We start from the raw sequence: 23,370 nt of genomic DNA, 5'->3' as shown, positions 1-23,370 counted from the left end.
TCGTTCCATTTCAGAAAAGGCGGAGCCGTGTCCTGGGTTCCGATTCCGCCCTGGGATCGCGAACGCCGGGATCATCCGGCAGCCCGCCAAAGAAAGGCTTTGCGTCGTTCTGTGCGGGCGCCTTATCGCCGGCGGCCGGTTCGGCAGGCTTCTGTTTTGCCGGCGCCGGTGCCGGGCGCACCGCCTCGGCAATCGTCGCAGCGCGCTCCAGCTCGATGATGCGATGATCGTTGACCGGGCTTTCCGGCCTGACGTCGCGCAGCGGCGGCAGGGTCTTCAGGGCGGTTTCGATTGCGGCGGGCGTCGCACCGTCTTCGAGCGGACCCTCGATCTGGCCGAAGGGGGCCTTCCACTCGAAGGCGTCGAGGCGGCCGGTCACCGGCGACACCGGCAGCCATTTGTCGGAGGCGAAACCATCCGCCACCCAGGCCGGATCGCGCGGGGCTTTCAGCGCCTGGGCCAGCCAATGGCGCACGCGACCCTGGTCTCCGGTTTCGGCTTCCTCGATGTCTGCCAGCAGCAGGAAGGCGGCTTCACGCGGCTGCATGCGCGCCGCCGCTTCCGCCTTGGCGCGGGCCTTGGCAAATTCCTGCGCGTCTAGCGCTGCCTGGGCGACGACGAGAAGGGATTCGACATTATTCGGACGCAGCCCCTCCAGCCGCTCGGCCCGCTTCAGCCGGTCGAGGGTGGAATCGCCGCTGCGCGCCCTGACATAGGCCTGGCCGATCTCGGGATGCGGTGCCGACTTCCAGGCCTGCTCGAGGATCGAGGCGGCTTTGCGCAGGCCGCCTTCGCGGAACAGCGCCTTTGCGGCAATGAGGGCTGCCGGAATGAAATCGGCGGCGAGTTTCAGCGCCTGCAGGGCATCGTCGCGGGCGCCGGCCGGGTTGCCTTCCAGCCTCTCGCCGGCGCGCGCCGTCAGAAGGACGGCGTGCAGGCGGTTGGCTTCGGCTTTCTCGACGACCCGGGCGGCCTTCTGCTGCTCGAGCAGGCGGATCGCATCGTCCCAGCGGCCGGCCTGGCTGCGATATTCGAGTGTCGCCTGTGCGGCCCAGGGCAGATAGGGCGCATTGTCGGCGGCCTTTTCGGCATATTGGCGGGCGGCCTCGTTGGCGCCGAGCCGGCGGGCCTCCAGATAGAGGCCGCGCAAGCCGAGCTCGCGGGTCTCGGGATCGTTGGCCATGGCCTCGAATTTGGCGCGGGCCTCGTCATGACGGCCTTCGATCAGGGCGGCCTGGGCCTCGAGCAGGTTGATCAGCGGCTCCTGATCGGCGCGGATGAGGCCGCGCGAGCGGGCGGCCATCTTGCGAGCGAGCAGCGCATTGCCGGCGCCGGCGGCGATCAGGCCGGTCGACAGCGCCTGATAACCGCGATCGCGCTTGCGGGCGCGGAAATAACGGGTCACCGAATGCGGCGAGGTCCAGACCAGGCGGATGAACCACCAGACGAGCATGACGGCGGCAATCAGAGCGATGATCGCGCTGGCGGCGACGATCAGTTTGGTCTGATAGATCTGGCCCTCCCAGATCAGCGACAGGTCACCGGGACGATCGGCAAGCCAGGAGAAGCCATAGGCGAGAGCCAGCACGAAGAGGGCGAAGGCGACAAGACGGATCAGCATGGTCTTATCCTTCCTTGCCGGTGCCGGAAACCGCTTTTGACAGCGCCCCGCCGACGAGTTCCTCGACGCGGATGCGTGCTTCGAGCGACTGCTTGAAAGCGGCGGATGCCTGCTTGCCCACGGCCGGCAGAGCGTTCCATTCGGCAGAGGCGCCTGGCAGATCGCCGTTCTTCACCTTGTCCTCCATGCGGGCGGCGATTGCTTCGACACTTTCGCCCTCGATATTGCCGATGGGACGGACCGTGACCAGCGACTTGGCGCTCGACATCAGCCGGTCCGACCAGCTCTGGTTCGGATCCGGCTGGTTGACGGCTTCGACGATCGCGGTTGCAACGTCGGGAGCCTGCCGCACGAGTTCGGCGCGCGAGGGAATGCCGGTCTCGGCAAAGCTGCGCAGGTCGGCAACTGCGGGATCGTCGGGCGCAACACCGGCGAAAGTATCAAGCTCGGCCAGGAACGGGCCGCCGCGATCGATCGCCGCCTTGAGGGCGGCGGCCGCAATCGCCTTGGCGACGGCGACATCCTGGCGCGGCTCGTTCAGCTTTTTTTCGGCCTCTTCCAGCCGCTTGGTGATATCCGCGCCGCTGGTCGTCTGCTGTTCGGAGGATTGGGCGAGCGTGGCGCGCAACTGGTCGAGCTGACCGCTGAGCTCGGCAATCTTCTGGTTGAGCGCCTCGACATTTGCCGAATCGGCGGGCGTGCCGGCTGACGGTGCCCCGGCAGCGGTTTCCAGCGCCGCGATACGCTTTTCAAGCGCGTCGTCCTTTGTGCCCGGCGGGTTGGCGGCGAGATTGGCGACGGTCTGTTTCAGGCCGTCGATCTCGCCGGAAAGATCGGCGGTCTCAGGCGAGGTCGTCTGCGGCGCGGAGGAACCCGGGAGATAACCGGCATATTGAATGGCGCCTGCACCAAGCAGCGCCACGAGGCCGCCGAAGATGCCGGCGGCGATGAGGCCGGAAGTGCCGGGCCCGCGCGGCGCCGGCTGTTCGGGAGGGGGCGTGAAGGACGGTTCCGGGGCTGCCGGCTCCTCCGCCTGCGCATCCATTTCAGACTGGTCCTGGTGTTCGGCCGGTTCGAACTCGGCCCGTTCATGTTCGCTCAGCGGTGCGGCTTCGGTTTCGGGCGGCATGCCGGCTTTGGTGCGGTCGGCATCGCCGACATCATTCTCCACCGGCTTTTCGGTATCGGCTGCAGAGGCGAAATCCTGTGCTTCGAGGTCGATCGTGACCGGCTTGTCGGCGCTCTTGGAATGGCGTGGCGGGTTTCCCGATACCATGAGGTCCTCTTTATCCTGCATTGCAACGAAACTAGACAGTGATGCCAATTAAGGGAAGAGGTTAGATCAAATTTGGGCGGTTGGAGCATTCAAAGCAGCGACAAAAGACTTATCTCATCCGGCATCGGCGCAATCGCCGCATTTTTTTTCAAAGCCGCCGGGACGGCTTGCGCCACCGCCTCGCTGAGGCAGAGAAGGCGGATTCCGCTTTCCTCCGACAGGGCCGAGCGGAGTTCCGTCACGTTGAAAAAATCCTCGGCCGTCTGTCGGGAATAGAAGAGAACCGCCTCCGGCAGACCGCCCGCAAAAATCGCTTCGATCTCGGCCGGGCCGGGGGCAACCGGCTGCATGCGATAACATTCAGCGACCGAAAAGCGGACGCCGAGCTCACGCAATCCTGCTTCGAAGGTTTCCGCACGCGGCGTGCCGGCAAGGTAGAGCAAGTCCTCTATCTGCGCGCCGACGAGCTCGGCGAGATCGCGGCCATTGCCTCGGGACGAAGCGACCGAGCGGAAGCCGAGGCTGCGTGCTGCTTCCGCAGTCGTCTCCCCGACGGCGAAAAGCGGGCGGGCAAGATGCGGACGAAGTTGCTCACCAAGAGTGGAGATGACCCCCACGGCTTCGGCGCTGGTTACGGCGATCGGGCCGCGGCTGGCTGCAAGCGCACGTGCGGCGGCGGCGCTGTCATGCACCGGTCGGCGCAGCGGCAGCAGCAGCGGTTCGTGGCCCATATCGCGCAAACGTTGTGCGGTTTTTTCAGCCGAATGCGCGGGGCGGGTGACGAGCACGCGCATGGCCGCGTCAGTGCCAGTCGTCGAAGAAGGCGCTGCCGGCCCTGGCGCGCACGTCCTGGCCGGCGCGGGTGCCGAGGGCTGCCGCATCGCGGCGATGGCCGTCGGTCGTCACCGCATGCTGGCTGCGGCCGTCGGGGGTGATGATGAGGCCGGAGAAGCGGATCAGATCGCCTTCGCAGACGGCATAGCCGCCGATCGGCGTGCGGCAGGAGCCGTCGAGCGCGGCGAGAAAGGCGCGCTCGCAGGAGACGGTGTCGAAGGTCGCGGCATCGTTGACCGGCGCCAGCAGATCGTCGATCCTGATGTCGCCGATGCGGCTTTCGATACAGATCGCCCCCTGCGCCGGCGCCGGCGGGAAACTGTCGGGATCGAGAATATCTGTGATAACCTCAACCTTCCCAAGCCGTTTCAGGCCGGCAAGCGCCAATAGAGTCGCATCGACCTGACCCTCTTCGAGCTTGCGCAGGCGCGTTTCCACAAGGCCGCGGAAGGTGATGACGTTGATATCCGGCCGCATGCGGCGGATCAGCGCCTGGCGGCGGAGCGAGGAGGAGCCGACTGTGGCGCCATGCGGCAGGTCGATCAGCTTGGGCGCGGTGCGGCCGACGACGGCGTCGCGGATATCCTCGCGCGGCAGATAGGCGGAAAGATGAAGGCCGTCCGGCAGATTGGTCGGCATGTCCTTGGCGGAGTGCACGGCGAAATCCAGTTCGCCGGCTGCGAGCTTCTGTTCGAGTTCCTCGGTGAAGAGGCCCTTGCCGCCGATCTCGGAGAGCGACCGGTCGGTGATGCGGTCGCCCTTGGTCGTCAGCACGACGATCTCGAACATTTCCTCGGGCAGATGATGGGCTGCCATCAGCCTGTCGCGGGCCTCGTGCGCCTGGGCGAGCGCCAGCGGGCTGCCGCGCGTGCCGATCCGGAAAGGTTTTGTTTGCATCCGCTCTATTCCGTTGTTACCGGAGTTCTCGTAAACGGGTTTCCATCCCATCGCAATCAACGAACAGGCCTCATGGTTCCCTTTCTGCGCATCCTTGGCATCGAAACGAGCTGCGATGAGACCGCCGCGGCGGTCGTCGAGCGCGATGCCGACGGGCATTCCAGGGTGCTGTCGGATGTGGTGCTTTCCCAGCTCGACGAGCATAGCGCCTATGGCGGCGTGGTGCCGGAGATTGCTGCCCGCGCCCATGTCGAGGCGCTGGACGAACTGATCGAAGAGGCGCTGACGCGCGCCAATGTGTCGCTCGCCGAGGTCGATGCCATTGCCGCCACGTCGGGGCCGGGGCTGATCGGCGGGCTGCTGGTGGGATTGATGACCGGCAAGGCGATCGCCAGAGCCGCCGGCAAACCGCTTTATGCAGTCAATCATCTCGAAGGCCATGCGCTGACGGCGCGGCTGACGGACGGGCTTTCCTTTCCCTATCTGATGCTGCTCGTCTCCGGCGGCCATACCCAGCTTATCCTGGTGCGCGGCGTTGGAGAATACGAGCGCTGGGGCACGACGATCGACGATGCGCTCGGCGAGGCCTTCGACAAGACGGCAAAGCTGCTCGGCCTGCCCTATCCGGGCGGCCCGGCGGTGGAACGGATGGCGCGGGACGGCAATCCCGATCGTTTCGCGTTTCCACGGCCGCTGGTCGGCGAGGCAAGACTCGACTTCTCCTTCTCCGGCCTGAAGACCGCGGTGCGGCAGGCGGCACAGGATATCGCGCCGCTCAGCGATCAGGACGTGGCGGATATCTGCGCCTCGTTCCAGAAGGCGATTTCGCGCACGCTGAAGGACCGCATCGGCCGTGGATTGCAGCGGTTCAAGACGGAATTTCCAGAGGCGACCGGCCCATCGACCGGCGAGAAGCCGGCGCTGGTCGTTGCCGGCGGTGTGGCCGCCAATCTCGAATTGCGCGCCACATTGCAGGCGCTTTGCGACAAGAACGGCTTCCGCTTCATCGCGCCGCCACTCAGCCTCTGCACCGACAATGCGGTGATGATCGCCTGGGCGGGGCTGGAGCGGATGGCGACAGGTGCTGCGCCTGATCCACTCGACGTCCAGCCGCGTTCGCGCTGGCCGCTCGATTCCAATGCGGAAACGCTGATCGGATTCGGAAAACGAGGGGCCAAGGCATGAGCGAAAACATCGCCGTCGTCGGATCTGGGGCTTTCGGCACGGCGCTTGCCGCCGTCATCGCCCTTGCCGGCCGCAGCGCGGTGACGCTTGTCGGGCGCGATCCGTCGCTGATTGCCGATCTGAATGCCGAACGCCTGCATGATGCGGTGCTGCCCGGCATTCTCCTGCCCGATACGCTCAAATTTTCCGCCGAAGCGGATGCGATTGCCGACGCCTCCATCGTGCTCTTTGCGATGCCGTCGCAGGCGCAGGCCGATGCGGCGCGGCAATATGGTCCTTATCTTGCCAAGGATGCCGTCGTCGTCACCTGCGCCAAGGGCATCGAGCGGGCGACCGGCAATCTTCTGACCGACATGCTGGAACGGGAACTGCCGAACCATTCCGTCGCCGTGCTGTCCGGCCCGGGTTTCGCCGCCGATATCGCCAAGGGCCTGCCGACGGCGATGGCGATCGCGGCTGAAGACATGGAGACAGCGGAGCGGCTCGCCCAGGCGATATCCGGCCGGACTTTTCGGCTCTACGCCTCCAATGACCGGATCGGCGTGCAGCTCGGCGGTGCGCTGAAGAATGTGCTGGCGATTGCCTGCGGCATTGTCGAAGGCCGCGGCATCGGCGATTCCGCGCGGGCGGCGCTGATTGCCCGCGGGCTTGCGGAAATGTCGCGTTTCGTCGTCGCCAAGGGCGGCCAGGCCGATACGGTGCGCGGGCTTTCCGGCCTCGGCGACCTGGTGCTGACGGCGACCAGCCATCAATCGCGAAACCTGCGCTTCGGCATCGCGCTCGGGCGCGGCGAAAAGGTCGATCCGCTGCAGGGCGCGCTGGTCGAAGGCGCGCTCGCCGCCTCCGTCGCCGCGCGGCTTGCCGCAGAGCTTGCGATCAGCATGCCGATCACCCATGCCGTTTCCGCCATCATCGACGGCAGGCTCGATATAGCAGAAGCGATCGAGCAACTGATGACGCGCCCGATCACCACCGAATAGGAGACAGACATGCTTTTCGCCCTTCTCTGCAAGGACAAGCCAGGCCATCTGAACGTGCGCATGGAGACGCGTCCGACGCATCTCGACTATCTGAACGGGCTGAACGCCAAGGGCACGCTGAAGATCGCCGGCCCGTTTCTCGATGACGAGGGCAAAGCCTGCGGCAGCCTGATCATCGTCGAAGCGGAGACGAAGGAGGCGGCGCGTGCGCTCGCCGATGCCGATCCTTACGCCAAGGCGGGGCTGTTCGAAAGCGTCGACGTCAAGGCCTACAACTGGGTCTTCAACAAACCGGAAGCATAAGCATGGCGCACTGGCTCTATAAATCCGAACCCGCTGCCTGGTCCTGGGAGCAGCAGAAGGCTGCCGGCGACAAGGGCACGGAATGGACCGGCGTGCGCAATTATCTGGCGCGCAACAACATGCGGGCGATGCAGATCGGCGACAAGGGGTTCTTCTATCACTCCAATGACGGGTTGGAGATCGTCGGCATTGTCGAAGTCTGCGCGCTGTCGCATCCCGATTCCACCGCCAAGGACGATCCGAAATGGGATTGCGTCGATATCCGCGCGGTCATGGATATGCCCAAGCCGGTCACGCTGAAGGATGTCAAAGCGAGCGAGAAGCTGGCCAAGATGGCGCTCGTCACCTCGATGCGGCTTTCGGTACAGCCGGTGACCGAGGAAGAATATCTCGAAGTCTGCCGCATGGGCGGGCTGGACAATCCGCCGCGTTGAAAACCGATCCCGAAGCCTTCATACGCGCCAATACCAGCGTGATGGCGCCGCCGCATGTGCCGGAGATTTCGCTGCATCTGGCAAGCGAAGCGCATGAACTCTGGCTGAAGACGGAGGAGGAGCTGGAAGCGATCGGCCTGCCGCCGCCCTTCTGGGCTTTTGCCTGGGCGGGAGGGCAGGGGCTGGCGCGCTACATCCTCGATAATGTGGAGATGGTGCGCGGCAAGCGCGTGCTGGATTTCGCCAGCGGCTCCGGCCTCGTCGGCATTGCGGCCGTCATGGCCGGCGCCCTTGAGGTCACGGCCTGTGATATCGATCCCTGGGCGGAGGCCGCAGTCCGGCTGAATGCGCAGGTCAATCACGTTTCGCTCGGGTTTACCGGCGCCGACCTGATCGGCCGGGCCGTCGATGCGGATATCGTGCTTGCCGGCGACGTCTTCTACGACAGCGCTTTCGCCGCTGCGCTCGTTCCATGGCTCGCGACGCTGGCGGCCGACGGCAAATTGGTGCTGGTCGGCGACCCTGGCCGCAGCTACCTGCCTAGAGATCGGCTGGAATACTGCGCGGTCTATGAAGTGCCGGTAACGCGGGCGCTGGAGGATAGCGAAATCAAGAAGACGACAGTGTGGCGCTTCGGCGCCGGTTCCTGAATATCAAGGCCGGATGACGCAGACATTGGCCTCGTAGGCGCAAGGGTCGTCCTGGACGGCGACGTCGATGACCTTCGCCTTCGGGGCCTGCGGCTCGGGCCGCGCCGCGGGACCATATCCATAGCCGTTGCCGCCGACATAAGTTCCGCCGTCGACCTGATAGGCATAGGAAGAGCCGGAATAGGTGCCGCCGCTGTCGCCACCCGGCGCTTGGGGTGCGATGATGACCAGAGGGCCGCGGGCGATACGATTTGTCGCCGGGGATGAAAACCGCTTCAGGAACGGCATCCGGTCCCTGACGTATCGGGGGCCGAAAGCATGATCGAAACGGAGGCCGCGATTGCGCCAGCCCGCACGTTCGCCAAGAAACAATCCGTTGTGGAAAGTGTGGCGATGGCCGAAAAAGCGCTCGCCGTGGCGGCGCTCGCCGGCCGTTGCCGGAAGTGCGACGATCGCGGACAGGGCAAGCAGGGTGACGACGGACAGACTGCGAAACATGGCGCCGGCCTCCGAAATTCCAATCGTTAACAAATCGTTAACGCCAGATTGCGCCAAAAGCCGTGGCTTGTCCATGTGCAGGGGAAGAACGCGATAAATATTGAGCGCAAAAGGCCAGTTTTGTGAGAAGGGCTCAGTTTCCCGTCGACGCGCAGATCCCTCCAATCCTTGGTTTTTGCCCGATTGCCGGCAAAATCGCGTCGCGTCTTGCCCGGGAAAGCCGCTTCGCATTTTCCTGGAGTTGCTCATGCCGGCAAACTTCCCGGTAACCCGAATCGATTAAATTAAATGCAGACAGCGATTGTGCTTGTCGTCGGCGTTTTCGGTGATTAAACGTCGCAATTGATGCAACGCACACAGAGAATTTTGTCATTCGTGTGGTTGACTGAGCATGCTCCGAAATCCGGGAGCGCAGAGAAGCCGCCGCGAGGTTCTGATGGCGAACGTGACAAATAATCGGCCCCTGTCGCCGCATTTGCAAATCTACAAACCTATTCCCACCATGGTCATGTCCATCGTCCACCGCATTACCGGTGGGGCGCTTTACGTCGGCACGCTGCTGGTCGCCTGGTGGCTGATCGCGGCAGCGAGCGGCCAGGGCTCCTATGACTGGGCCAACTGGGTGCTCGGCAGCCTCCTCGGCAAGTTCGTGCTGCTCGGCTATACCTGGGCGCTGCTGCATCACATGCTCGGCGGCTTCCGCCACTTCATGTGGGATCTCGGCTACGGCTTCGGGAAGGAATTCTCGACCAAGCTCGCCATCGCCAACATCATCGGGTCGCTCTGTCTGACCGTGCTGGTCTGGGTGATCGGCTTCCTCATTCGCTTCTGAAGGTCCTCTCATGGATATGCGCACTCCCCTCGGCAAGGTTCGCGGGCTCGGCTCCGCCAAGGACGGCACGGACCATTTCTGGCGCCAGCGTCTGACGGCCGTCGCCAATGTTCCGCTCATCCTGTTCTTCCTCTTCTTCATGATCGCCTATGCCGGCGCGCCCTATGCGGATGTGGTCCGCGCGCTGTCGAACCCGTTCGTCGCGGTCGTCATGGGGCTGATGGTGATCTCAGGCGTCATCCACATGAAGCTCGGCATGCAGGTCATCATCGAGGATTACGTGCATGGGGAGTTCGGCAAGATCGCTCTCTTAATGCTGAACACCTTCTTCGCGATCCTGATCGCCGGCCTCTGTCTTTTCGCCATTCTGAAAATCGCATTTGTAGGATAAGCTCGATATGGCACCGACTTCACCCGCCCAGAACGGCAAGGCCTACAAATATATCGATCACTCCTACGACGTGATCGTCGTCGGCGCCGGCGGCGCGGGGTTGCGCGCCACGCTGGGGATGGCCGAGCAGGGGTTCCGCACGGCCTGCATCACCAAGGTATTCCCGACCCGCTCGCACACGGTCGCCGCCCAGGGCGGCATTGCCGCCTCGCTGCGCAACATGACGCCCGACAGCTGGCAGTGGCACCTCTACGACACCGTCAAGGGTTCCGACTGGCTCGGCGACGTCGACGCCATGCAGTATCTCACCATGGAAGCGCCGAAGGCGGTCTATGAGCTCGAGCATTACGGCGTGCCGTTCTCGCGCAACGAGGAAGGCAAGATCTATCAGCGCCCGTTCGGCGGCCACATGCAGAATTACGGCGAAGGCCCGCCGGTGCAGCGCACCTGCGCCGTTGCCGACCGCACCGGCCACGCCATCCTGCATACGCTCTACGGCCAGTCGCTGCGCCACAATGCCGAATTCTTCATCGAGTATTTCGCGCTCGACCTGATCATGTCGGAAGACGGCAGCCGCTGCACCGGCGTCGTCGCCTGGTGCCTCGATGACGGCACGATCCATCGCTTCGCTGCCAAGATGGTGGTGTTGGCAACCGGCGGCTACGGCCGCGCCTATTTCTCGGCAACGTCTGCCCATACCTGCACCGGCGACGGTGGCGGCATGGTGGCGCGCGCCGGCCTGCCGCTGCAGGACATGGAATTCGTCCAGTTCCACCCGACCGGCATCTATGGTTCGGGCTGTCTGATCACCGAGGGCGCACGCGGCGAAGGCGGCTACCTCGTCAATTCCGAGGGCGAACGCTTCATGGAGCGTTATGCGCCCTCGGCCAAGGACCTTGCCTCGCGCGACGTCGTTTCGCGCTGCATGACGCTGGAGATCCGCGAAGGCCGCGGCGTCGGCAAGAACAAGGATCATATCTTCCTGCATCTCGACCATCTCGATCCGGCTGTGCTGCATGAACGCCTGCCGGGGATTTCCGAGAGTGCCAAGATCTTTGCCGGCGTCGACGTCACGCGCGAGCCGATCCCGGTTCTGCCGACCGTTCACTACAATATGGGCGGCATTCCCACGAACTACTGGGGCGAAGTGCTGAACGCCGACAGCGCCAATCCGGAGCGGATCATTCCGGGCCTGATGGCTGTCGGTGAGGCCGGCTGCGCCTCGGTGCACGGCGCCAACCGCCTCGGCTCCAACTCGCTGATCGACCTCGTGGTCTTCGGCCGCGCCGCTGCGATCCGCGCCGGCGAAGTCATCGACCGCGCAGCGCCGATCCCGCATCTCAACGTCGCTGCCTGCGACAAGATCATGGACCGCTTTGACGGTCTGCGTCACGCCAGCGGCGGCACGCCGACGGCTGTGCTGCGCGAGAAGATGCAGCGCGCCATGCAGGAAGACGCTGCCGTGTTCCGCACGCAGGACTCGCTGGAATCCGGCTGCCGGCGCATTTCGGCGATCTGGGGCGAGATGCAGGATATCAAGGTCACCGACCGTTCGATGGTCTGGAACTCCGACCTGGTGGAAACACTCGAACTGCAGAACCTGATGGCCAACGCCATCACGACGATCTACGGCGCCGAGGCCCGCAAGGAGAGCCGCGGTTCGCATGCCCGCGAGGATTATACCGAAGGTGCATTCGCCGGCCGCGACGACCTCAACTGGCGCAAGCACACGCTCGCCTGGGTGAACGAGGCGGGCAATGTGAAGCTCGATTATCGGCCGGTTCACACCGAGCTCATCGCCGAAGGCATCGATCCGCATAAGATCGAGCCGAAAGCTCGCGTGTACTGATTTCAAGAGGAACCGGATATGGTTGAACTCGCTCTCCCCAAGAATTCTCAGATGCGCGAAGGCAAGGTCTGGCCGAAGCCGGCGGGTGCCAAGAACACCCGTGAGTTCCGCGTCTACCGCTGGAGCCCGGACGACGGGCAGAACCCGTCGATCGACACTTTCTACATCGATGTCGACGATTGCGGCCCGATGGTGCTCGACGGCCTGCTCTACATCAAGAACAAGATCGACCCGACGCTGACGCTGCGCCGCTCCTGTCGCGAGGGTATCTGCGGCTCCTGCGCGATGAACATCGACGGCACCAATACGCTGGCCTGCACCAAGGGCCTCGACGATATCAAGGGCGCGGTGAAGATCTATCCGTTGCCGCATCTGCCTGTCGTCAAGGATCTGGTGCCCGACCTCACCAATTTCTATGCCCAGCATCGTTCGATCGAACCCTGGCTGAAGACGGTGTCGCCGGCGCCTGCCAAGGAGTGGAAGCAGAGCCATGAGGACCGGCAGAAGCTCGACGGCCTTTATGAATGCATCCTCTGCGCCTGCTGCTCGACTTCCTGTCCGAGCTACTGGTGGAACGGCGACCGCTATCTCGGTCCGGCCGTGCTGCTGCAGGCCTATCGCTGGCTGATCGATTCCAGGGACGAGGCAACCGGCGAACGCCTCGACAATCTCGAAGATCCGTTCCGCCTCTATCGCTGCCACACGATCATGAACTGCGCGCAGACCTGCCCGAAGGGCCTCAATCCGGCCAAGGCGATCGCCGAAATCAAGAAGATGATGGTCGAACGCCGGGTCTGATGGCATGCATGCCGATGGCGGAATAGACGGCTTCGATCCCGAAGCCGTCAAGGAGATCAGGTCACGGCTCGCCTCGGTGCGCGAGCAGGGTATCCGCATCGGTTTCGCGATCGAAAGCGGCAGCCGCGCCTGGGGTTTTCCATCTCCCGACAGCGATTATGATTGCCGTTTCGTCTATATCCGCCCTGTCGAGCATCATCTGGCACTTGCTTCGGCGCGCGATGTCATCGAATTTCCGATCATTGGCGATATCGATACCGGTGGCTGGGATCTGCGAAAGGCGCTGCTGCTTGCCCTCAAGGGAAACGCGGTGGTGGTCGAATGGCTGAAGTCGCCGATCGCTTATGAAGAGGAAGCCGGTTTTCGCTCACGTCTCGGCGCGCTGCTCGATCTCATCATGGTGCCGGAGAAGGTCGCTGGCCATTATGTCGGGCTCATGCGGCAGCATTTTCAGAACCAGGGCGAGGGGCCGATCAAGCTGAAGAAGCTCCTTTATACCGTGCGCCCGGCGATCGCGCTCGAATGGATGCGGCAGCGTTCGTTTCGCGTGCTGCCACCGATGAATATGCTGGAATGCCTGGAGGCGATCCCGATCGCTCCCGACCTTCGAACGGCGATACTCGATCTCGTGCATGTGAAGAAACAGACACGCGAAATGGGGGAAGGTCAGCCGCCGTTGCTGGTGCGATCCTTTCTGGAGAGTGCGTTCGAGCGTTATTCCGGGATATTGCGGGAGTTCGACCGGGATCCGGACAGAGATCAGCGCGCGCAACACCTTGCTGACAAATTCTATGTGCAGGAAGTTTTGCAGCGGGACAGTTGAACTGTATCGTTTTTCGGTTAGTTGTTGTCACGGGCAATTTATGCCGTCCGACTTGATTAACCAAAGCGAGTTACGATAATCGGACTTGTCTCACGCGGGTTTCTCTGCGGCGCTAGCCGAACTCAGGAGTATGATGATGCAGTTGCGATATGCGATGACAGGTCTGGTGGTGGCTCTCGCGCTAGCCGGTTGTCAGCGTACGGCATATGATTACAGCTCCAGCCCGAATGCCGGACCGGCGCCACTGACGGCACAGCCGGTTCCCTCGGTGCAGGGCGGGCAGCTTCCGCCGGTCAACAATTCGCAGTTTCCGGCGGCACCGACGGCGACGACGGCATCGATGCCGGGAGTTCAGCCCGGCGCAATGGCCGCGAATGCGCTTGACGTCACCAAGGAATCGATGGTTGGAAGCTGGCGTGTCAACGGCAGCTGCGACATGTTCCTGACGCTGACCAATCTCGGCAGCGGTTCGCGCGGCGGAACGCGCGGCTGCGTCGGCGAGCTGACGGCGATGGGCTCCTGGGAGGTTGCCGGCAAGCAGGTGCTGCTCAAGGACCGCTCGGGCAATCAGCTCGGCAGCGTCTACAAGACGGCCGACAACCGCTTCGAGGGCCAGACCAGCACCGGCCAGCAGATCAGCCTCAGCCGGTAAACCAGCCGGCACGGTAGAAGAAACCGGCGCGGTAAACGATCCGGCGGGCCTCCGCCGATGACTGACAGGCGGATATGCCCTCATGCAACCCATGCCGGATTACGCGCTCAGCGTCTGCGAACAGCTTAAAGCGCTGACCGCATCGGGCACGCTTCAGGTCGATTCCGCCCAGATGGACGTGGCAAAGAGCCTCGACCGGGTGCTTGCCGGGCTGAAACAGCGGCGGCCGGCGGCAAAATCGAGCGCGCTGGGCTGGCTGTTTGCGGCCAAGAAAAAATCCAGCGACGGCACCAGGGGGCTTTACATCCATGGCAGCGTCGGCCGCGGCAAGACCATGCTGATGGACATGTTCTTCTCGATGGCGCCGTGCAGGAAGAAGCGCCGGGCGCATTTCCACGAATTCATGGCGGATGTGCACAATCGCATCGCGGCGCACCGCCAGAAGCTCAAGAACGGCGAGACGAAGCAGGCCGATCCGATGCCGCCGGTTGCCGCAGCCCTCTACGAGGAAGCGGAACTGCTCTGCTTCGACGAATTCACGGTCACCGACATCGCCGATGCGATGATCCTGTCGCGGCTGTTTTCCGAGCTTTTCGCGCGCGGATGTGTGCTGGTCGCGACCTCCAATGTCGAGCCCGACAATCTCTACACGGATGGTCTCAATCGCGGCCTGTTCCTGCCCTTCGTCGCTCTTCTAAAACAGCATGTCGACGTCGTCACCCTGGATTCGCCGACCGATTACCGGATGGAAAAGTTGAGCAGCCAGCCGGTCTATCTGGTGCCGATCAACGACCATAACGATATGGCGATGGATGCGTCCTGGACGCAGGCACTGCACGGGCGAAAGGCGCAGCCGCTCGATATTCCGATGAAGGGGCGCCACATCCACGTGCCTCTCGCCGTCGATCGCATGGCGCGGTTTTCCTTCGCCGATCTTTGCGACAGACCGCTCGGGGCTGCCGATTTCCTCGCCATCGCCGAGCGCTTCGATATGGTCTTCCTCGATCACGTTCCCTTGCTGGGGCCGGAAAAGCGCAACCAGATCAAGCGGTTCATCATTCTGGTCGACACCTTCTACGATCATGCGGTGCGTCTTTACATTTCTGCGGCGGCGATGCCGGAGGAACTGCTCGTGCATCGCCGCGGCACCGAAGGCTTCGAATTCGACCGCACGGCTTCACGCCTGTTCGAGATGCGCAGCGCCGAATATCTTGCGCTGCACCATGAGAAGCGCGCCGCCGAGTAACAATCCGGTGACAGGCTGTTTTACGTTTACGTAAGAATTTTTGTATCTAAACGATTGAAAACGCTACATCAAAATTAATGGATTGCCATTTTTTGGCTTTGGGTCTATGCGATTGCGGCATTGGGTGGTGCCTTGCTGCGTGCTGCCCGACGAATTTGATCGCAAAGGAAACAGCGAAATGGCGCGTAACAAGATCGCACTCATTGGTTCTGGCATGATTGGTGGCACGCTGGCGCACCTCGCCGGCCTGAAGGAACTGGGCGACATCGTCCTCTTCGATATTGCGGACGGCATTCCCCAGGGCAAGGGTCTCGACATCTCTCAGTCCTCGCCGGTCGAAGGCTTCGACGTCAACCTGACGGGCGCCAGCGACTATTCCGCGATCGAAGGCGCCGACGTCTGCATCGTCACGGCAGGCGTTGCCCGCAAGCCGGGCATGAGCCGCGACGATCTTCTCGGCATCAACCTCAAGGTCATGGAACAGGTCGGCGCCGGCATCAAGAAATATGCCCCGAACGCCTTCGTGATCTGCATCACCAACCCGCTCGACGCCATGGTCTGGGCGTTGCAGAAGTTCTCCGGCCTCCCGGCCAACAAGGTCGTCGGCATGGCCGGCGTTCTCGACTCCTCGCGCTTCCGGCTTTTCCTCGCCAAGGAATTCAACGTTTCGGTCCAGGACGTGACGGCCTTCGTGCTCGGCGGCCATGGCGACACGATGGTGCCGCTCGCCCGTTACTCCACCGTCGGCGGCATTCCGCTCACCGACCTCGTCACCATGGGCTGGGTTACCAAGGAACGTCTCGAAGAGATCATTCAGCGCACCCGTGACGGCGGCGCCGAAATCGTCGGCCTGCTGAAGACCGGCTCGGCCTATTACGCCCCGGCCGCCTCGGCGATCGAGATGGCCGAATCCTACCTCAAGGACAAGAAGCGCGTTCTGCCCTGCGCGGCTCACCTCAGCGGCCAGTACGGCGTCAAGGACATGTATGTCGGCGTTCCCACCGTCATCGGCGCCGGCGGCGTCGAGCGCATCATCGAGATCGATCTCAACAAGACCGAGAAGGAAGCCTTCGACAAGTCCGTCGGCGCCGTCGCCGGTCTCTGCGAAGCCTGCATCAACATCGCGCCTTCGCTGAAGTAGTCGACGCGCTGAAGTCATAAAACAGGGATAGACCCATGAACATTCATGAATATCAGGCCAAGGCTCTGCTGAAGGGCTATGGCGCGCCGGTTGCCGAGGGTGTGGCTATTCTCAAGGTGGAGGAAGCCGAGGCTGCCGCCAAGTCGCTTCCCGGCCCGCTTTACGTGGTCAAGAGCCAGATCCATGCCGGCGGCCGCGGCAAGGGCAAGTTCAAGGAACTAGGCCCCGAAGCCAAGGGCGGCGTGCGTCTCGCCAAGTCGATCGACGAAGTGATCGCCCATGCCAAGGAAATGCTTGGTCATACGCTGGTGACGGCCCAGACCGGCGAAGCCGGCAAGCAGGTCAATCGCCTTTACATCGAAGACGGCGCCGACATTGCCCGCGAGCTCTATTGCTCGCTGCTGGTCGACCGCTCGGTCGGTCGTGTGGCTTTCGTGGTTTCCACCGAAGGCGGCATGGATATCGAAGCTGTCGCCCACGACACGCCCGAGAAGATCCAGACGATCGCCATCGATCCGGAAGCCGGCGTGACGGCTGCCGACGTTGCGGCGATCTCCAAGGCTCTGCAGCTCGACGGCGCTGCCGCCGAAGATGCCAAGTCGCTCTTCCCGGCCCTCTACAAGGCCTTCAACGAGAAGGACATGGCGCTGCTCGAGGTCAATCCGCTGATCGTCATGAAGGATGGTCACCTGCGCGTTCTCGACGCGAAGATGTCCTTCGACGGCAATGCGCTCTTCCGTCACGACGACGTCAAGCTGCTGCGCGACGAGACCGAAGAAGACGCCAAGGAAATCGAGGCCTCGAAGTGGGACCTCGCCTATGTCGCGCTCGACGGCAATATCGGCTGCATGGTCAATGGCGCCGGCCTTGCCATGGCGACGATGGATATCATCAAGCTTTACGGTAAAGAGCCGGCTAACTTCTGCGACGTCGGCGGCGGCGCCGGCAAGGAGAAGGTTGCTGCGGCTTTCAAGATCATCACCGCGGACCCCAAGGTCGAAGGCATTCTCGTCAACATCTTCGGCGGCATCATGAAGTGCGATGTCATTGCCGAGGGCGTGATTGCCGCGGTCAAGGAAGTCGGCCTCAAGGTTCCGCTCGTCGTGCGCCTTGAGGGCACCAATGTCGAGCTCGGCAAGAAGATCCTGAACGAGTCGGGTCTCGCCATCACGGCGGCTGACGACTTGGACGATGCGGCCAAGAAGATCGTCGCGGCGATCAACGGCTAATTTTGAAGGATCTGAAAGAATGTCTATTCTCGTCAATAAAGACACCAAGATCCTCGTTCAGGGTCTGACCGGCAAGACCGGCACGTTCCACACCGAACAGGCGCTGGCCTATTACGGCACGCAGATGGTCGGCGGCATCCACCCGAAGAAGGGCGGCGAAAACTGGACCGGCGCCAAGGGCGAAAGCCTGCCGATCTTCGCAACCGTTGCCGAAGGCAAGGAAAAGACCGGCGCCAACGCATCGGTCATCTATGTTCCGCCGGCCGGTGCTGCCGATGCGATCATCGAAGCGATCGACGCCGAGATCCCGTTCATCACCTGCATCACAGAAGGCATCCCGGTCATGGACATGGTGCGCGTCAAGGCTCGCCTCGACCGTTCCAAGTCGCGACTGCTTGGGCCCAACTGCCCGGGCATCATGACCCCGGAAGAATGCAAGATCGGCATCATGCCGGGCTCGATCTTCCGCAAGGGTTCGGTCGGCATCGTGTCCCGCTCGGGCACGCTGACCTATGAAGCCGTGTTCCAGACCTCCAACGAAGGTCTCGGCCAGACGACGGCCGTCGGCATCGGCGGCGACCCGGTCAAGGGCACCGAGTTCATCGATGTGCTGGAAATGTTCCTGGCCGACGAAGCCACGACCTCGATCATCATGATCGGCGAAATCGGCGGCTCGGCTGAAGAAGACGCGGCCCAGTTCCTCATCGACGAGGCCAAAAAGGGCCGCAAGAAGCCGATGGCTGGCTTCATCGCCGGTCGTACGGCGCCGAAGGGCCGCACCATGGGCCATGCCGGCGCCGTGGTATCCGGCGGCAAGGGCGATGCGGAATCGAAGATCGCGGCGATGGAAGCGGCAGGCATCAAGGTGTCGCCGTCTCCGGCCCGCCTCGGCAAGACGCTGGTTGAAGTCCTCAAGGGCTAATCCAACTTATACCCGGGCGGAGGAGTGGCATCTCAGCCTTCCGCCCGGCCTTGACGGCACGAGACATGCAGATGCGCCGCGGACAGGCGGCAATCGGAATGCGGCAGCCGGCTATCGCCGGCAAATTCATCAAAGTCGGGAGGCGGACGGAAGCGTCCGCAGAACACCATGGCACGGCAAGAAGCCAACGAGCAGTTTCAGATCACCTCGTTTCTGGATGGCGCCAACGCGGCCTATATCGAGCAGCTCTATGCGCGATACGAAGAGGATCCGGCGTCGGTCGACGATCAGTGGCGCACCTTCTTCAAGGCGCTGGAGGACGATCCCAGCGATGTGAAGAGAGCGGCCAAGGGGGCTTCCTGGCGCAAGAAGAACTGGCCGCTTCAGGCCGGCGGCGATCTGGTGTCGGCGCTCGACGGCGACTGGGGCATCGTCGAAAAGGTCATCGAGACCAAGGTGAAAGCGAAGGCTGCCGCTGAGGGCAAGCCCGCCGACAGCACCGACGTTCTGCAGGCGACACGCGATTCCGTGCGCGCCATCATGATGATCCGCGCCTACCGCATGCGTGGCCACCTGCATGCCAAGCTCGACCCGCTCGGCATCGCCGCATCGGTCGACGACTATCGCGAGCTGTCGCCCGAGAATTACGGCTTCACATCAGCCGATTACGACCGCAGGATCTTCATCGATAACGTGCTCGGCCTGGAATACGCGACCATCCGCGAGATGATCGATATTCTCGAGCGCACCTATTGCTCGACGCTCGGCGTCGAATTCATGCATATCTCCAATCCGGAAGAGAAGGCCTGGATCCAGGAGCGTATCGAGGGACCGGACAAGGGCGTGGCTTTCACGGCCGAAGGCAAGAAGGCGATCCTTGCCAAGCTCATCGAAGCCGAAGGCTACGAACAGTTCCTCGACGTCAAGTTCAAGGGCACCAAGCGCTTCGGCCTCGACGGCGGCGAATCGCTGATCCCGGCTTTGGAGCAGATCTTGAAGCGCGGCGGTCATCTCGGCCTCAAGGAAGCCGTCTTCGGCATGGCCCATCGCGGCCGCCTGAACGTGCTGTCCCAGGTCATGGGCAAGCCGCACCGGGCGATCTTCCACGAGTTCAAGGGCGGCTCCTACGCACCCGACGAAGTCGAAGGTTCGGGCGACGTCAAGTACCATCTCGGCGCCTCCTCCGACCGCGAATTCGACGGCAACAAGGTGCATGTCTCGCTGACGGCAAACCCCTCGCATCTTGAAATCGTCGACCCGGTCGTCATGGGCAAGGCCCGCGCCAAGCAGGACATGAATGCGGCCGTCTGGGACGGCGACATCATTCCGCTGTCCGAACGCGCCAAGGTTCTGCCGCTGCTGATTCATGGCGACGCCGCCTTCGCCGGCCAGGGCGTCATTGCCGAAATCCTCGGCCTTTCCGGCCTGCGCGGCCATCGCGTCGCCGGCACCATGCACGTCATCATCAACAACCAGATCGGCTTCACCACGAACCCGGCCTTCTCGCGTTCGTCGCCCTATCCGTCCGACGTCGCCAAGATGATCGAGGCGCCGATCTTCCACGTCAACGGCGACGATCCGGAAGCGGTCGTTTATGGCGCCAAGATCGCCACCGAATTCCGCATGAAGTTCCACAAGCCTGTGGTGCTCGACATGTTCTGCTATCGCCGCTACGGCCACAATGAAGGCGATGAACCGTCCTTCACGCAGCCGAAGATGTACAAGGTCATCCGCGGCCACAAGACCGTGCTGCAGATCTATGCGGCGCGCCTCGTCGCCGAAGGCCTGCTCACCGAAGGTGAAGTCGAGAAACTGAAGGCCGACTGGCGCGCCCATCTCGAACAGGAGTTCGAGGCCGGCCAGCACTATAAGCCGAATAAGGCCGACTGGCTTGATGGCGAGTGGTCGGGCCTGCGCGCGGCCGACAATGCCGACGAGCAGCGCCGCGGCAAAACGGCCGTGCCGATGAAGACGCTGAAGGAAATCGGCCGCAAGCTGTCGGAGATCCCGGCGGGCTTCAATGCGCATCGCACGATCCAGCGTTTCATGGAAAACCGCGCCAACATGATCGCCACCGGCGAGGGCATCGACTGGGCGATGGCTGAGGCGCTCTCCTTCGGCGCGCTTTGTGTCGAGGGCAGCAAGATCCGTCTGTCAGGCCAGGATTGCGAACGCGGCACCTTCTCGCAGCGCCATTCGGTTCTCTACGATCAGGAAACCGAGGAACGCTACATCCCGCTCGCCAATCTCTCGCCGACCCAGGGTCGCTACGAAGTCATCAATTCGATGCTTTCGGAAGAGGCCGTGCTCGGTTTCGAATATGGCTACTCGCTGGCCCGCCCGAATGCGCTGACGCTCTGGGAAGCCCAGTTCGGCGATTTCGCCAACGGCGCGCAGGTGGTTTTCGACCAGTTCATCTCGTCGGGCGAACGCAAATGGCTGCGCATGTCGGGCCTCGTCTGCCTGTTGCCGCACGGTTATGAAGGTCAGGGTCCGGAACATTCCTCGGCCCGCCTCGAGCGTTTCCTGCAGCTTTGCGCAGAAGACAACATGCAGGTCGCCAATGTCACGACGCCGGCGAACTACTTCCATATCCTGCGCCGGCAGCTGAAGCGCGACTTCCGCAAGCCGCTGATCCTGATGACGCCGAAATCACTGCTGCGCCACAAGCGGGCGGTCTCGACGCTTGCCGAAATGGCCGGCGAATCCGCCTTCCATCGCCTGCTCTGGGATGATGCCGAAGTGATCAAGGACGGCCCGATCAAGCTGCAGAAGGACAACAAGATCCGTCGTGTCGTCATGTGCTCCGGCAAGGTCTATTACGATCTTCTCGAGGAACGCGAAAAGCGCGGCATCGACGACATCTATCTTCTGCGTGTCGAACAGCTCTATCCGTTCCCGGCAAAGGCGCTGATCAACGAGCTGTCGCGCTTCCGCAATGCCGAGATGGTCTGGTGCCAGGAAGAGCCGAAGAACATGGGCGCATGGTCGTTCATCGACCCCTTCCTCGAATGGGTGCTCGCCCATATCGATGCAAAGTACCAGCGCGTCCGTTATACCGGCCGTCCGGCCGCCGCCTCACCGGCGACGGGCCTGATGTCCAAGCATCTGTCGCAGCTCGCCGCATTCCTCGAGGATGCATTGGGCGGCTAAAACAAGGAGGGCGCAATGGCTTATTTCTTTCTGAGACTGCAGCCGCCGCGCCCGACTTTCCCGCATGACGGAACGGGCGAGGAAATGGCGGCGATGAAACGCCATGTCGAATACTGGCACCGCCATGCTCTTGCGGGATCGGCGATCGTCGTCGGTCCCGTCTTTGAGGGTGAAGGCGCCTTCGGCATGGCAGTCGTCGAAGTCGAGGATCAGGCGGCGGCGCAAGCCCTTGCCGACGGCGATCCGATCATCGCTTCCGGCTTCGGTTTCCGTTTCGATATTCTGCCGATGCCCTCGATCATTTTGCGGCCGCCCGCCGTCTGAAACGCATAAACGAAAACACACGAAATCAGGATTTGAACAATGGCCACAGAAATCCGCGTTCCAACTCTCGGTGAATCCGTCAGCGAGGCAACCGTCGGCACCTGGTTCAAGAAGGTCGGCGACGCCATCAAGGCCGATGAGCCGATTCTCGAGCTTGAAACCGACAAGGTGACCATCGAAGTTCCCGCACCCGCCTCCGGTACGCTCTCGGAAATCGTCGCTGCCGCCGGCGAGACCGTCGGCCTCGGCGCGCTGCTCGGCCAGATCTCCGCAGGTGCCGGCGCCGCCGCAGCACCGGCTGCGGCTGCACCGGCCGCAACGCCTGCCCAGCCAGCCCCGGCCACTGCTCCCCAGCCGGCGCCCGTTGCCGCTGCTGCATCGTCGTCGAGCGCCTCCGTCTCCACCATGCCGCCGGCACCGGCGGCTTCGAAGATGCTTGCCGAAAACAATCTTTCCGCCGATCAGATCGACGGCAGCGGCAAGCGCGGCCAGGTGCTGAAGGGCGATGTCATCGCCGCCGTCGCCAAGGGTATTTCCGCTCCGGCAGCAGCGCCCGCCGCTCCGGTCGCGGCGCGCGGCCCGTCGACGGTCGAGGATGCCTCGCGCGAAGAGCGCGTGAAGATGACGCGCCTGCGCCAGACGATCGCCAAGCGCCTCAAGGACGCGCAGAACACCGCCGCCATGCTGACCACCTACAATGAGGTGGACATGAAGGCGGTCATGGATCTGCGCAACAAGTACAAGGACATTTTCGAGAAGAAGCACGGCGTCAAGCTCGGCTTCATGGGCTTCTTCACCAAGGCGGTGACGCATGCGCTGAAGGAACTGCCCGCCGTCAACGCCGAGATCGACGGCACCGACGTCATCTACAAGAACTACTGCCATGTCGGCATGGCCGTCGGCACCGACAAGGGCCTCGTCGTTCCTGTCATCCGTGACGCCGACCAGATGTCGATCGCCGAAATCGAGAAGGAACTCGGCCGTCTTGCCAAGGCAGCCCGTGACGGCTCACTTTCCATGGCCGACATGCAGGGCGGCACCTTCACCATCACCAATGGCGGCGTCTACGGTTCGCTGATGTCGTCGCCGATCCTGAACGCGCCGCAGTCCGGCATTCTCGGCATGCACAAGATCCAGGAGCGGCCGGTGGCGATCGGCGGCCAGGTGGTCATCCGTCCGATGATGTATCTGGCGCTGTCCTACGATCACCGCATCGTCGACGGCAAGGAAGCGGTCACCTTCCTCGTGCGCGTCAAGGAAAGCCTGGAAGATCCGGAACGTCTGGTTCTCGATCTCTAGAGTATTTGTTTTCACGCAATTCCGGACGCAAAA

Annotated in this window: 23 protein-coding genes; 18 read left to right on the top strand and 5 right to left on the bottom strand. The window is 63.0% G+C overall.

What is annotated here, in order from left to right; translation table 11 throughout:
• Positions 1–10 precede the first annotated feature (10 nt).
• The 4 genes from RHEC894_RS20465 to hemC all read right to left on the bottom strand — a co-directional run bounded on the left by RHEC894_RS20465 (position 11) and on the right by hemC (position 4,628).
• Positions 11–1,621 (bottom strand): heme biosynthesis protein HemY, encoded by a 1,611-nt coding sequence (locus tag RHEC894_RS20465; RefSeq protein WP_085738636.1) that lies wholly within the window; start codon positions 1,619–1,621, stop codon positions 11–13.
• Positions 1,622–1,625: 4 nt separating this feature from the next.
• Positions 1,626–2,918, bottom strand: a complete 1,293-nt coding sequence (locus RHEC894_RS20460) for a COG4223 family protein (protein WP_206427882.1) — start codon at positions 2,916–2,918, stop codon at positions 1,626–1,628.
• A 68-nt stretch (positions 2,919–2,986) separates the two neighbouring features.
• Positions 2,987–3,691, bottom strand: coding sequence for a uroporphyrinogen-III synthase (locus RHEC894_RS20455; protein ID WP_085738634.1), 705 nt, complete (start codon positions 3,689–3,691; stop codon positions 2,987–2,989).
• 7 nt (positions 3,692–3,698) lie between these two features.
• Positions 3,699–4,628, bottom strand: coding sequence for a hydroxymethylbilane synthase (hemC, locus tag RHEC894_RS20450; RefSeq protein ID WP_085738633.1), 930 nt, complete (start codon positions 4,626–4,628; stop codon positions 3,699–3,701).
• A 72-nt stretch (positions 4,629–4,700) separates the two neighbouring features.
• Here hemC and tsaD point away from each other — a divergent pair, with 72 nt between their 5' ends.
• The 5 genes from tsaD to RHEC894_RS20425 are packed head-to-tail and all read left to right on the top strand — an operon-like array spanning position 4,701 to position 8,180.
• On the top strand, positions 4,701–5,813 hold the full coding sequence (gene tsaD / locus RHEC894_RS20445; RefSeq protein WP_085738632.1) for a tRNA (adenosine(37)-N6)-threonylcarbamoyltransferase complex transferase subunit TsaD: 1,113 nt from the start codon (positions 4,701–4,703) through the stop codon (positions 5,811–5,813).
• A complete protein-coding gene (locus RHEC894_RS20440) occupies positions 5,810–6,793 on the top strand; it encodes an NAD(P)H-dependent glycerol-3-phosphate dehydrogenase (protein WP_085738631.1) in 984 nt (327 codons plus the stop codon). The genes tsaD and RHEC894_RS20440 overlap by 4 nt, the downstream gene beginning before the upstream one ends.
• Positions 6,794–6,802: 9 nt before the next feature.
• A complete protein-coding gene (locus RHEC894_RS20435; protein ID WP_085738630.1) occupies positions 6,803–7,096 on the top strand; it encodes a YciI-like protein in 294 nt (97 codons plus the stop codon).
• 2 nt (positions 7,097–7,098) lie between these two features.
• On the top strand, positions 7,099–7,530 hold the full coding sequence (locus tag RHEC894_RS20430; protein WP_085738629.1) for an EVE domain-containing protein: 432 nt from the start codon (positions 7,099–7,101) through the stop codon (positions 7,528–7,530).
• The gene (locus tag RHEC894_RS20425; RefSeq protein ID WP_085738628.1) at positions 7,527–8,180 is read left to right on the top strand and encodes a methyltransferase; all 654 of its coding nucleotides are present in this window, start codon (positions 7,527–7,529) and stop codon (positions 8,178–8,180) included. Before RHEC894_RS20430 ends, RHEC894_RS20425 begins: the two co-directional genes overlap by 4 nt.
• 3 nt (positions 8,181–8,183) lie before the next feature.
• Here the strand turns inward: RHEC894_RS20425 and RHEC894_RS20420 are convergent, their stop codons facing one another.
• Positions 8,184–8,678, bottom strand: coding sequence for a hypothetical protein (locus RHEC894_RS20420; RefSeq protein ID WP_010068744.1), 495 nt, complete (start codon positions 8,676–8,678; stop codon positions 8,184–8,186).
• Positions 8,679–9,114: 436 nt separating this feature from the next.
• Here RHEC894_RS20420 and sdhC point away from each other — a divergent pair, with 436 nt between their 5' ends.
• The 13 genes from sdhC (at position 9,115) to odhB (ending at position 23,337) form a co-directional block, all read left to right on the top strand.
• A complete protein-coding gene (gene sdhC, locus RHEC894_RS20415) occupies positions 9,115–9,510 on the top strand; it encodes a succinate dehydrogenase, cytochrome b556 subunit (protein ID WP_010068745.1) in 396 nt (131 codons plus the stop codon).
• A gap of 10 nt (positions 9,511–9,520) precedes the next feature.
• On the top strand, positions 9,521–9,901 hold the full coding sequence (gene sdhD, locus RHEC894_RS20410) for a succinate dehydrogenase, hydrophobic membrane anchor protein (protein ID WP_003567272.1): 381 nt from the start codon (positions 9,521–9,523) through the stop codon (positions 9,899–9,901).
• A gap of 7 nt (positions 9,902–9,908) precedes the next feature.
• Positions 9,909–11,750, top strand: coding sequence for a succinate dehydrogenase flavoprotein subunit (gene sdhA, locus RHEC894_RS20405; protein ID WP_085738627.1), 1,842 nt, complete (start codon positions 9,909–9,911; stop codon positions 11,748–11,750).
• An 18-nt stretch (positions 11,751–11,768) separates the two neighbouring features.
• On the top strand, positions 11,769–12,548 hold the full coding sequence (locus RHEC894_RS20400) for a succinate dehydrogenase iron-sulfur subunit (protein ID WP_003567268.1): 780 nt from the start codon (positions 11,769–11,771) through the stop codon (positions 12,546–12,548).
• 4 nt (positions 12,549–12,552) lie between these two features.
• Positions 12,553–13,371 (top strand): nucleotidyltransferase domain-containing protein, encoded by an 819-nt coding sequence (locus tag RHEC894_RS20395; RefSeq protein ID WP_085738626.1) that lies wholly within the window; start codon positions 12,553–12,555, stop codon positions 13,369–13,371.
• Between the two features lie 136 nt (positions 13,372–13,507).
• Positions 13,508–14,023, top strand: coding sequence for a protease inhibitor Inh/omp19 family protein (locus tag RHEC894_RS20390; RefSeq protein ID WP_085738625.1), 516 nt, complete (start codon positions 13,508–13,510; stop codon positions 14,021–14,023).
• Positions 14,024–14,105: 82 nt separating this feature from the next.
• Positions 14,106–15,269, top strand: coding sequence for a cell division protein ZapE (gene zapE / locus RHEC894_RS20385; RefSeq protein WP_085738624.1), 1,164 nt, complete (start codon positions 14,106–14,108; stop codon positions 15,267–15,269).
• A 178-nt stretch (positions 15,270–15,447) separates the two neighbouring features.
• Positions 15,448–16,410 (top strand): malate dehydrogenase, encoded by a 963-nt coding sequence (gene mdh / locus RHEC894_RS20380; protein WP_049733453.1) that lies wholly within the window; start codon positions 15,448–15,450, stop codon positions 16,408–16,410.
• A gap of 35 nt (positions 16,411–16,445) precedes the next feature.
• Positions 16,446–17,639 carry an ADP-forming succinate--CoA ligase subunit beta gene (sucC, locus tag RHEC894_RS20375; RefSeq protein ID WP_085738623.1) on the top strand — a complete coding sequence of 398 codons (1,194 nt, stop codon included), beginning with the start codon at positions 16,446–16,448 and terminating at the stop codon, positions 17,637–17,639.
• A gap of 19 nt (positions 17,640–17,658) precedes the next feature.
• Positions 17,659–18,561: a succinate--CoA ligase subunit alpha gene (gene sucD, locus RHEC894_RS20370; protein WP_085738622.1), complete on the top strand. Its 903-nt coding sequence runs from the start codon at positions 17,659–17,661 to the stop codon at positions 18,559–18,561.
• Positions 18,562–18,729: 168 nt separating this feature from the next.
• Complete coding sequence (locus RHEC894_RS20365; protein WP_085738621.1) at positions 18,730–21,714, top strand: 2-oxoglutarate dehydrogenase E1 component; 2,985 nt, start codon at positions 18,730–18,732, stop codon at positions 21,712–21,714.
• 15 nt (positions 21,715–21,729) lie between these two features.
• A complete protein-coding gene (locus tag RHEC894_RS20360) occupies positions 21,730–22,038 on the top strand; it encodes a YciI family protein (RefSeq protein WP_085738620.1) in 309 nt (102 codons plus the stop codon).
• 39 nt (positions 22,039–22,077) lie between these two features.
• A complete protein-coding gene (gene odhB / locus RHEC894_RS20355) occupies positions 22,078–23,337 on the top strand; it encodes a 2-oxoglutarate dehydrogenase complex dihydrolipoyllysine-residue succinyltransferase (RefSeq protein ID WP_085738619.1) in 1,260 nt (419 codons plus the stop codon).
• Positions 23,338–23,370: the final 33 nt, after the last annotated feature.

This window comes from Rhizobium sp. CIAT894 (assembly GCF_000172795.2).
Lineage (GTDB): Bacteria > Pseudomonadota > Alphaproteobacteria > Rhizobiales > Rhizobiaceae > Rhizobium.
Note: the sequence above shows the minus strand (reverse complement) of the source record. Positions and strands in the feature narration are given on the sequence as shown.

Coding starts and splice junctions, on each gene's coding strand:
- RHEC894_RS20365 (WP_085738621.1), top strand. CDS start 18,730: ATGGCACGGCAAGAAGCCAACGAGCAGTTTCAGATCACCTCGTTTCTG.
- RHEC894_RS20400 (WP_003567268.1), top strand. CDS start 11,769: ATGGTTGAACTCGCTCTCCCCAAGAATTCTCAGATGCGCGAAGGCAAG.
- sdhC (WP_010068745.1), top strand. CDS start 9,115: ATGGCGAACGTGACAAATAATCGGCCCCTGTCGCCGCATTTGCAAATC.
- RHEC894_RS20435 (WP_085738630.1), top strand. CDS start 6,803: ATGCTTTTCGCCCTTCTCTGCAAGGACAAGCCAGGCCATCTGAACGTG.
- RHEC894_RS20360 (WP_085738620.1), top strand. CDS start 21,730: ATGGCTTATTTCTTTCTGAGACTGCAGCCGCCGCGCCCGACTTTCCCG.
- zapE (WP_085738624.1), top strand. CDS start 14,106: ATGCAACCCATGCCGGATTACGCGCTCAGCGTCTGCGAACAGCTTAAA.
- sucC (WP_085738623.1), top strand. CDS start 16,446: ATGAACATTCATGAATATCAGGCCAAGGCTCTGCTGAAGGGCTATGGC.
- RHEC894_RS20430 (WP_085738629.1), top strand. CDS start 7,099: ATGGCGCACTGGCTCTATAAATCCGAACCCGCTGCCTGGTCCTGGGAG.
- RHEC894_RS20455 (WP_085738634.1), bottom strand. CDS start 3,691: ATGCGCGTGCTCGTCACCCGCCCCGCGCATTCGGCTGAAAAAACCGCA.
- tsaD (WP_085738632.1), top strand. CDS start 4,701: ATGGTTCCCTTTCTGCGCATCCTTGGCATCGAAACGAGCTGCGATGAG.
- odhB (WP_085738619.1), top strand. CDS start 22,078: ATGGCCACAGAAATCCGCGTTCCAACTCTCGGTGAATCCGTCAGCGAG.
- mdh (WP_049733453.1), top strand. CDS start 15,448: ATGGCGCGTAACAAGATCGCACTCATTGGTTCTGGCATGATTGGTGGC.
- RHEC894_RS20395 (WP_085738626.1), top strand. CDS start 12,553: ATGCATGCCGATGGCGGAATAGACGGCTTCGATCCCGAAGCCGTCAAG.
- sucD (WP_085738622.1), top strand. CDS start 17,659: ATGTCTATTCTCGTCAATAAAGACACCAAGATCCTCGTTCAGGGTCTG.
- RHEC894_RS20420 (WP_010068744.1), bottom strand. CDS start 8,678: ATGTTTCGCAGTCTGTCCGTCGTCACCCTGCTTGCCCTGTCCGCGATC.
- RHEC894_RS20460 (WP_206427882.1), bottom strand. CDS start 2,918: ATGCAGGATAAAGAGGACCTCATGGTATCGGGAAACCCGCCACGCCAT.
- RHEC894_RS20440 (WP_085738631.1), top strand. CDS start 5,810: ATGAGCGAAAACATCGCCGTCGTCGGATCTGGGGCTTTCGGCACGGCG.
- hemC (WP_085738633.1), bottom strand. CDS start 4,628: ATGCAAACAAAACCTTTCCGGATCGGCACGCGCGGCAGCCCGCTGGCG.
- RHEC894_RS20465 (WP_085738636.1), bottom strand. CDS start 1,621: ATGCTGATCCGTCTTGTCGCCTTCGCCCTCTTCGTGCTGGCTCTCGCC.
- sdhD (WP_003567272.1), top strand. CDS start 9,521: ATGGATATGCGCACTCCCCTCGGCAAGGTTCGCGGGCTCGGCTCCGCC.
- RHEC894_RS20390 (WP_085738625.1), top strand. CDS start 13,508: ATGCAGTTGCGATATGCGATGACAGGTCTGGTGGTGGCTCTCGCGCTA.
- sdhA (WP_085738627.1), top strand. CDS start 9,909: ATGGCACCGACTTCACCCGCCCAGAACGGCAAGGCCTACAAATATATC.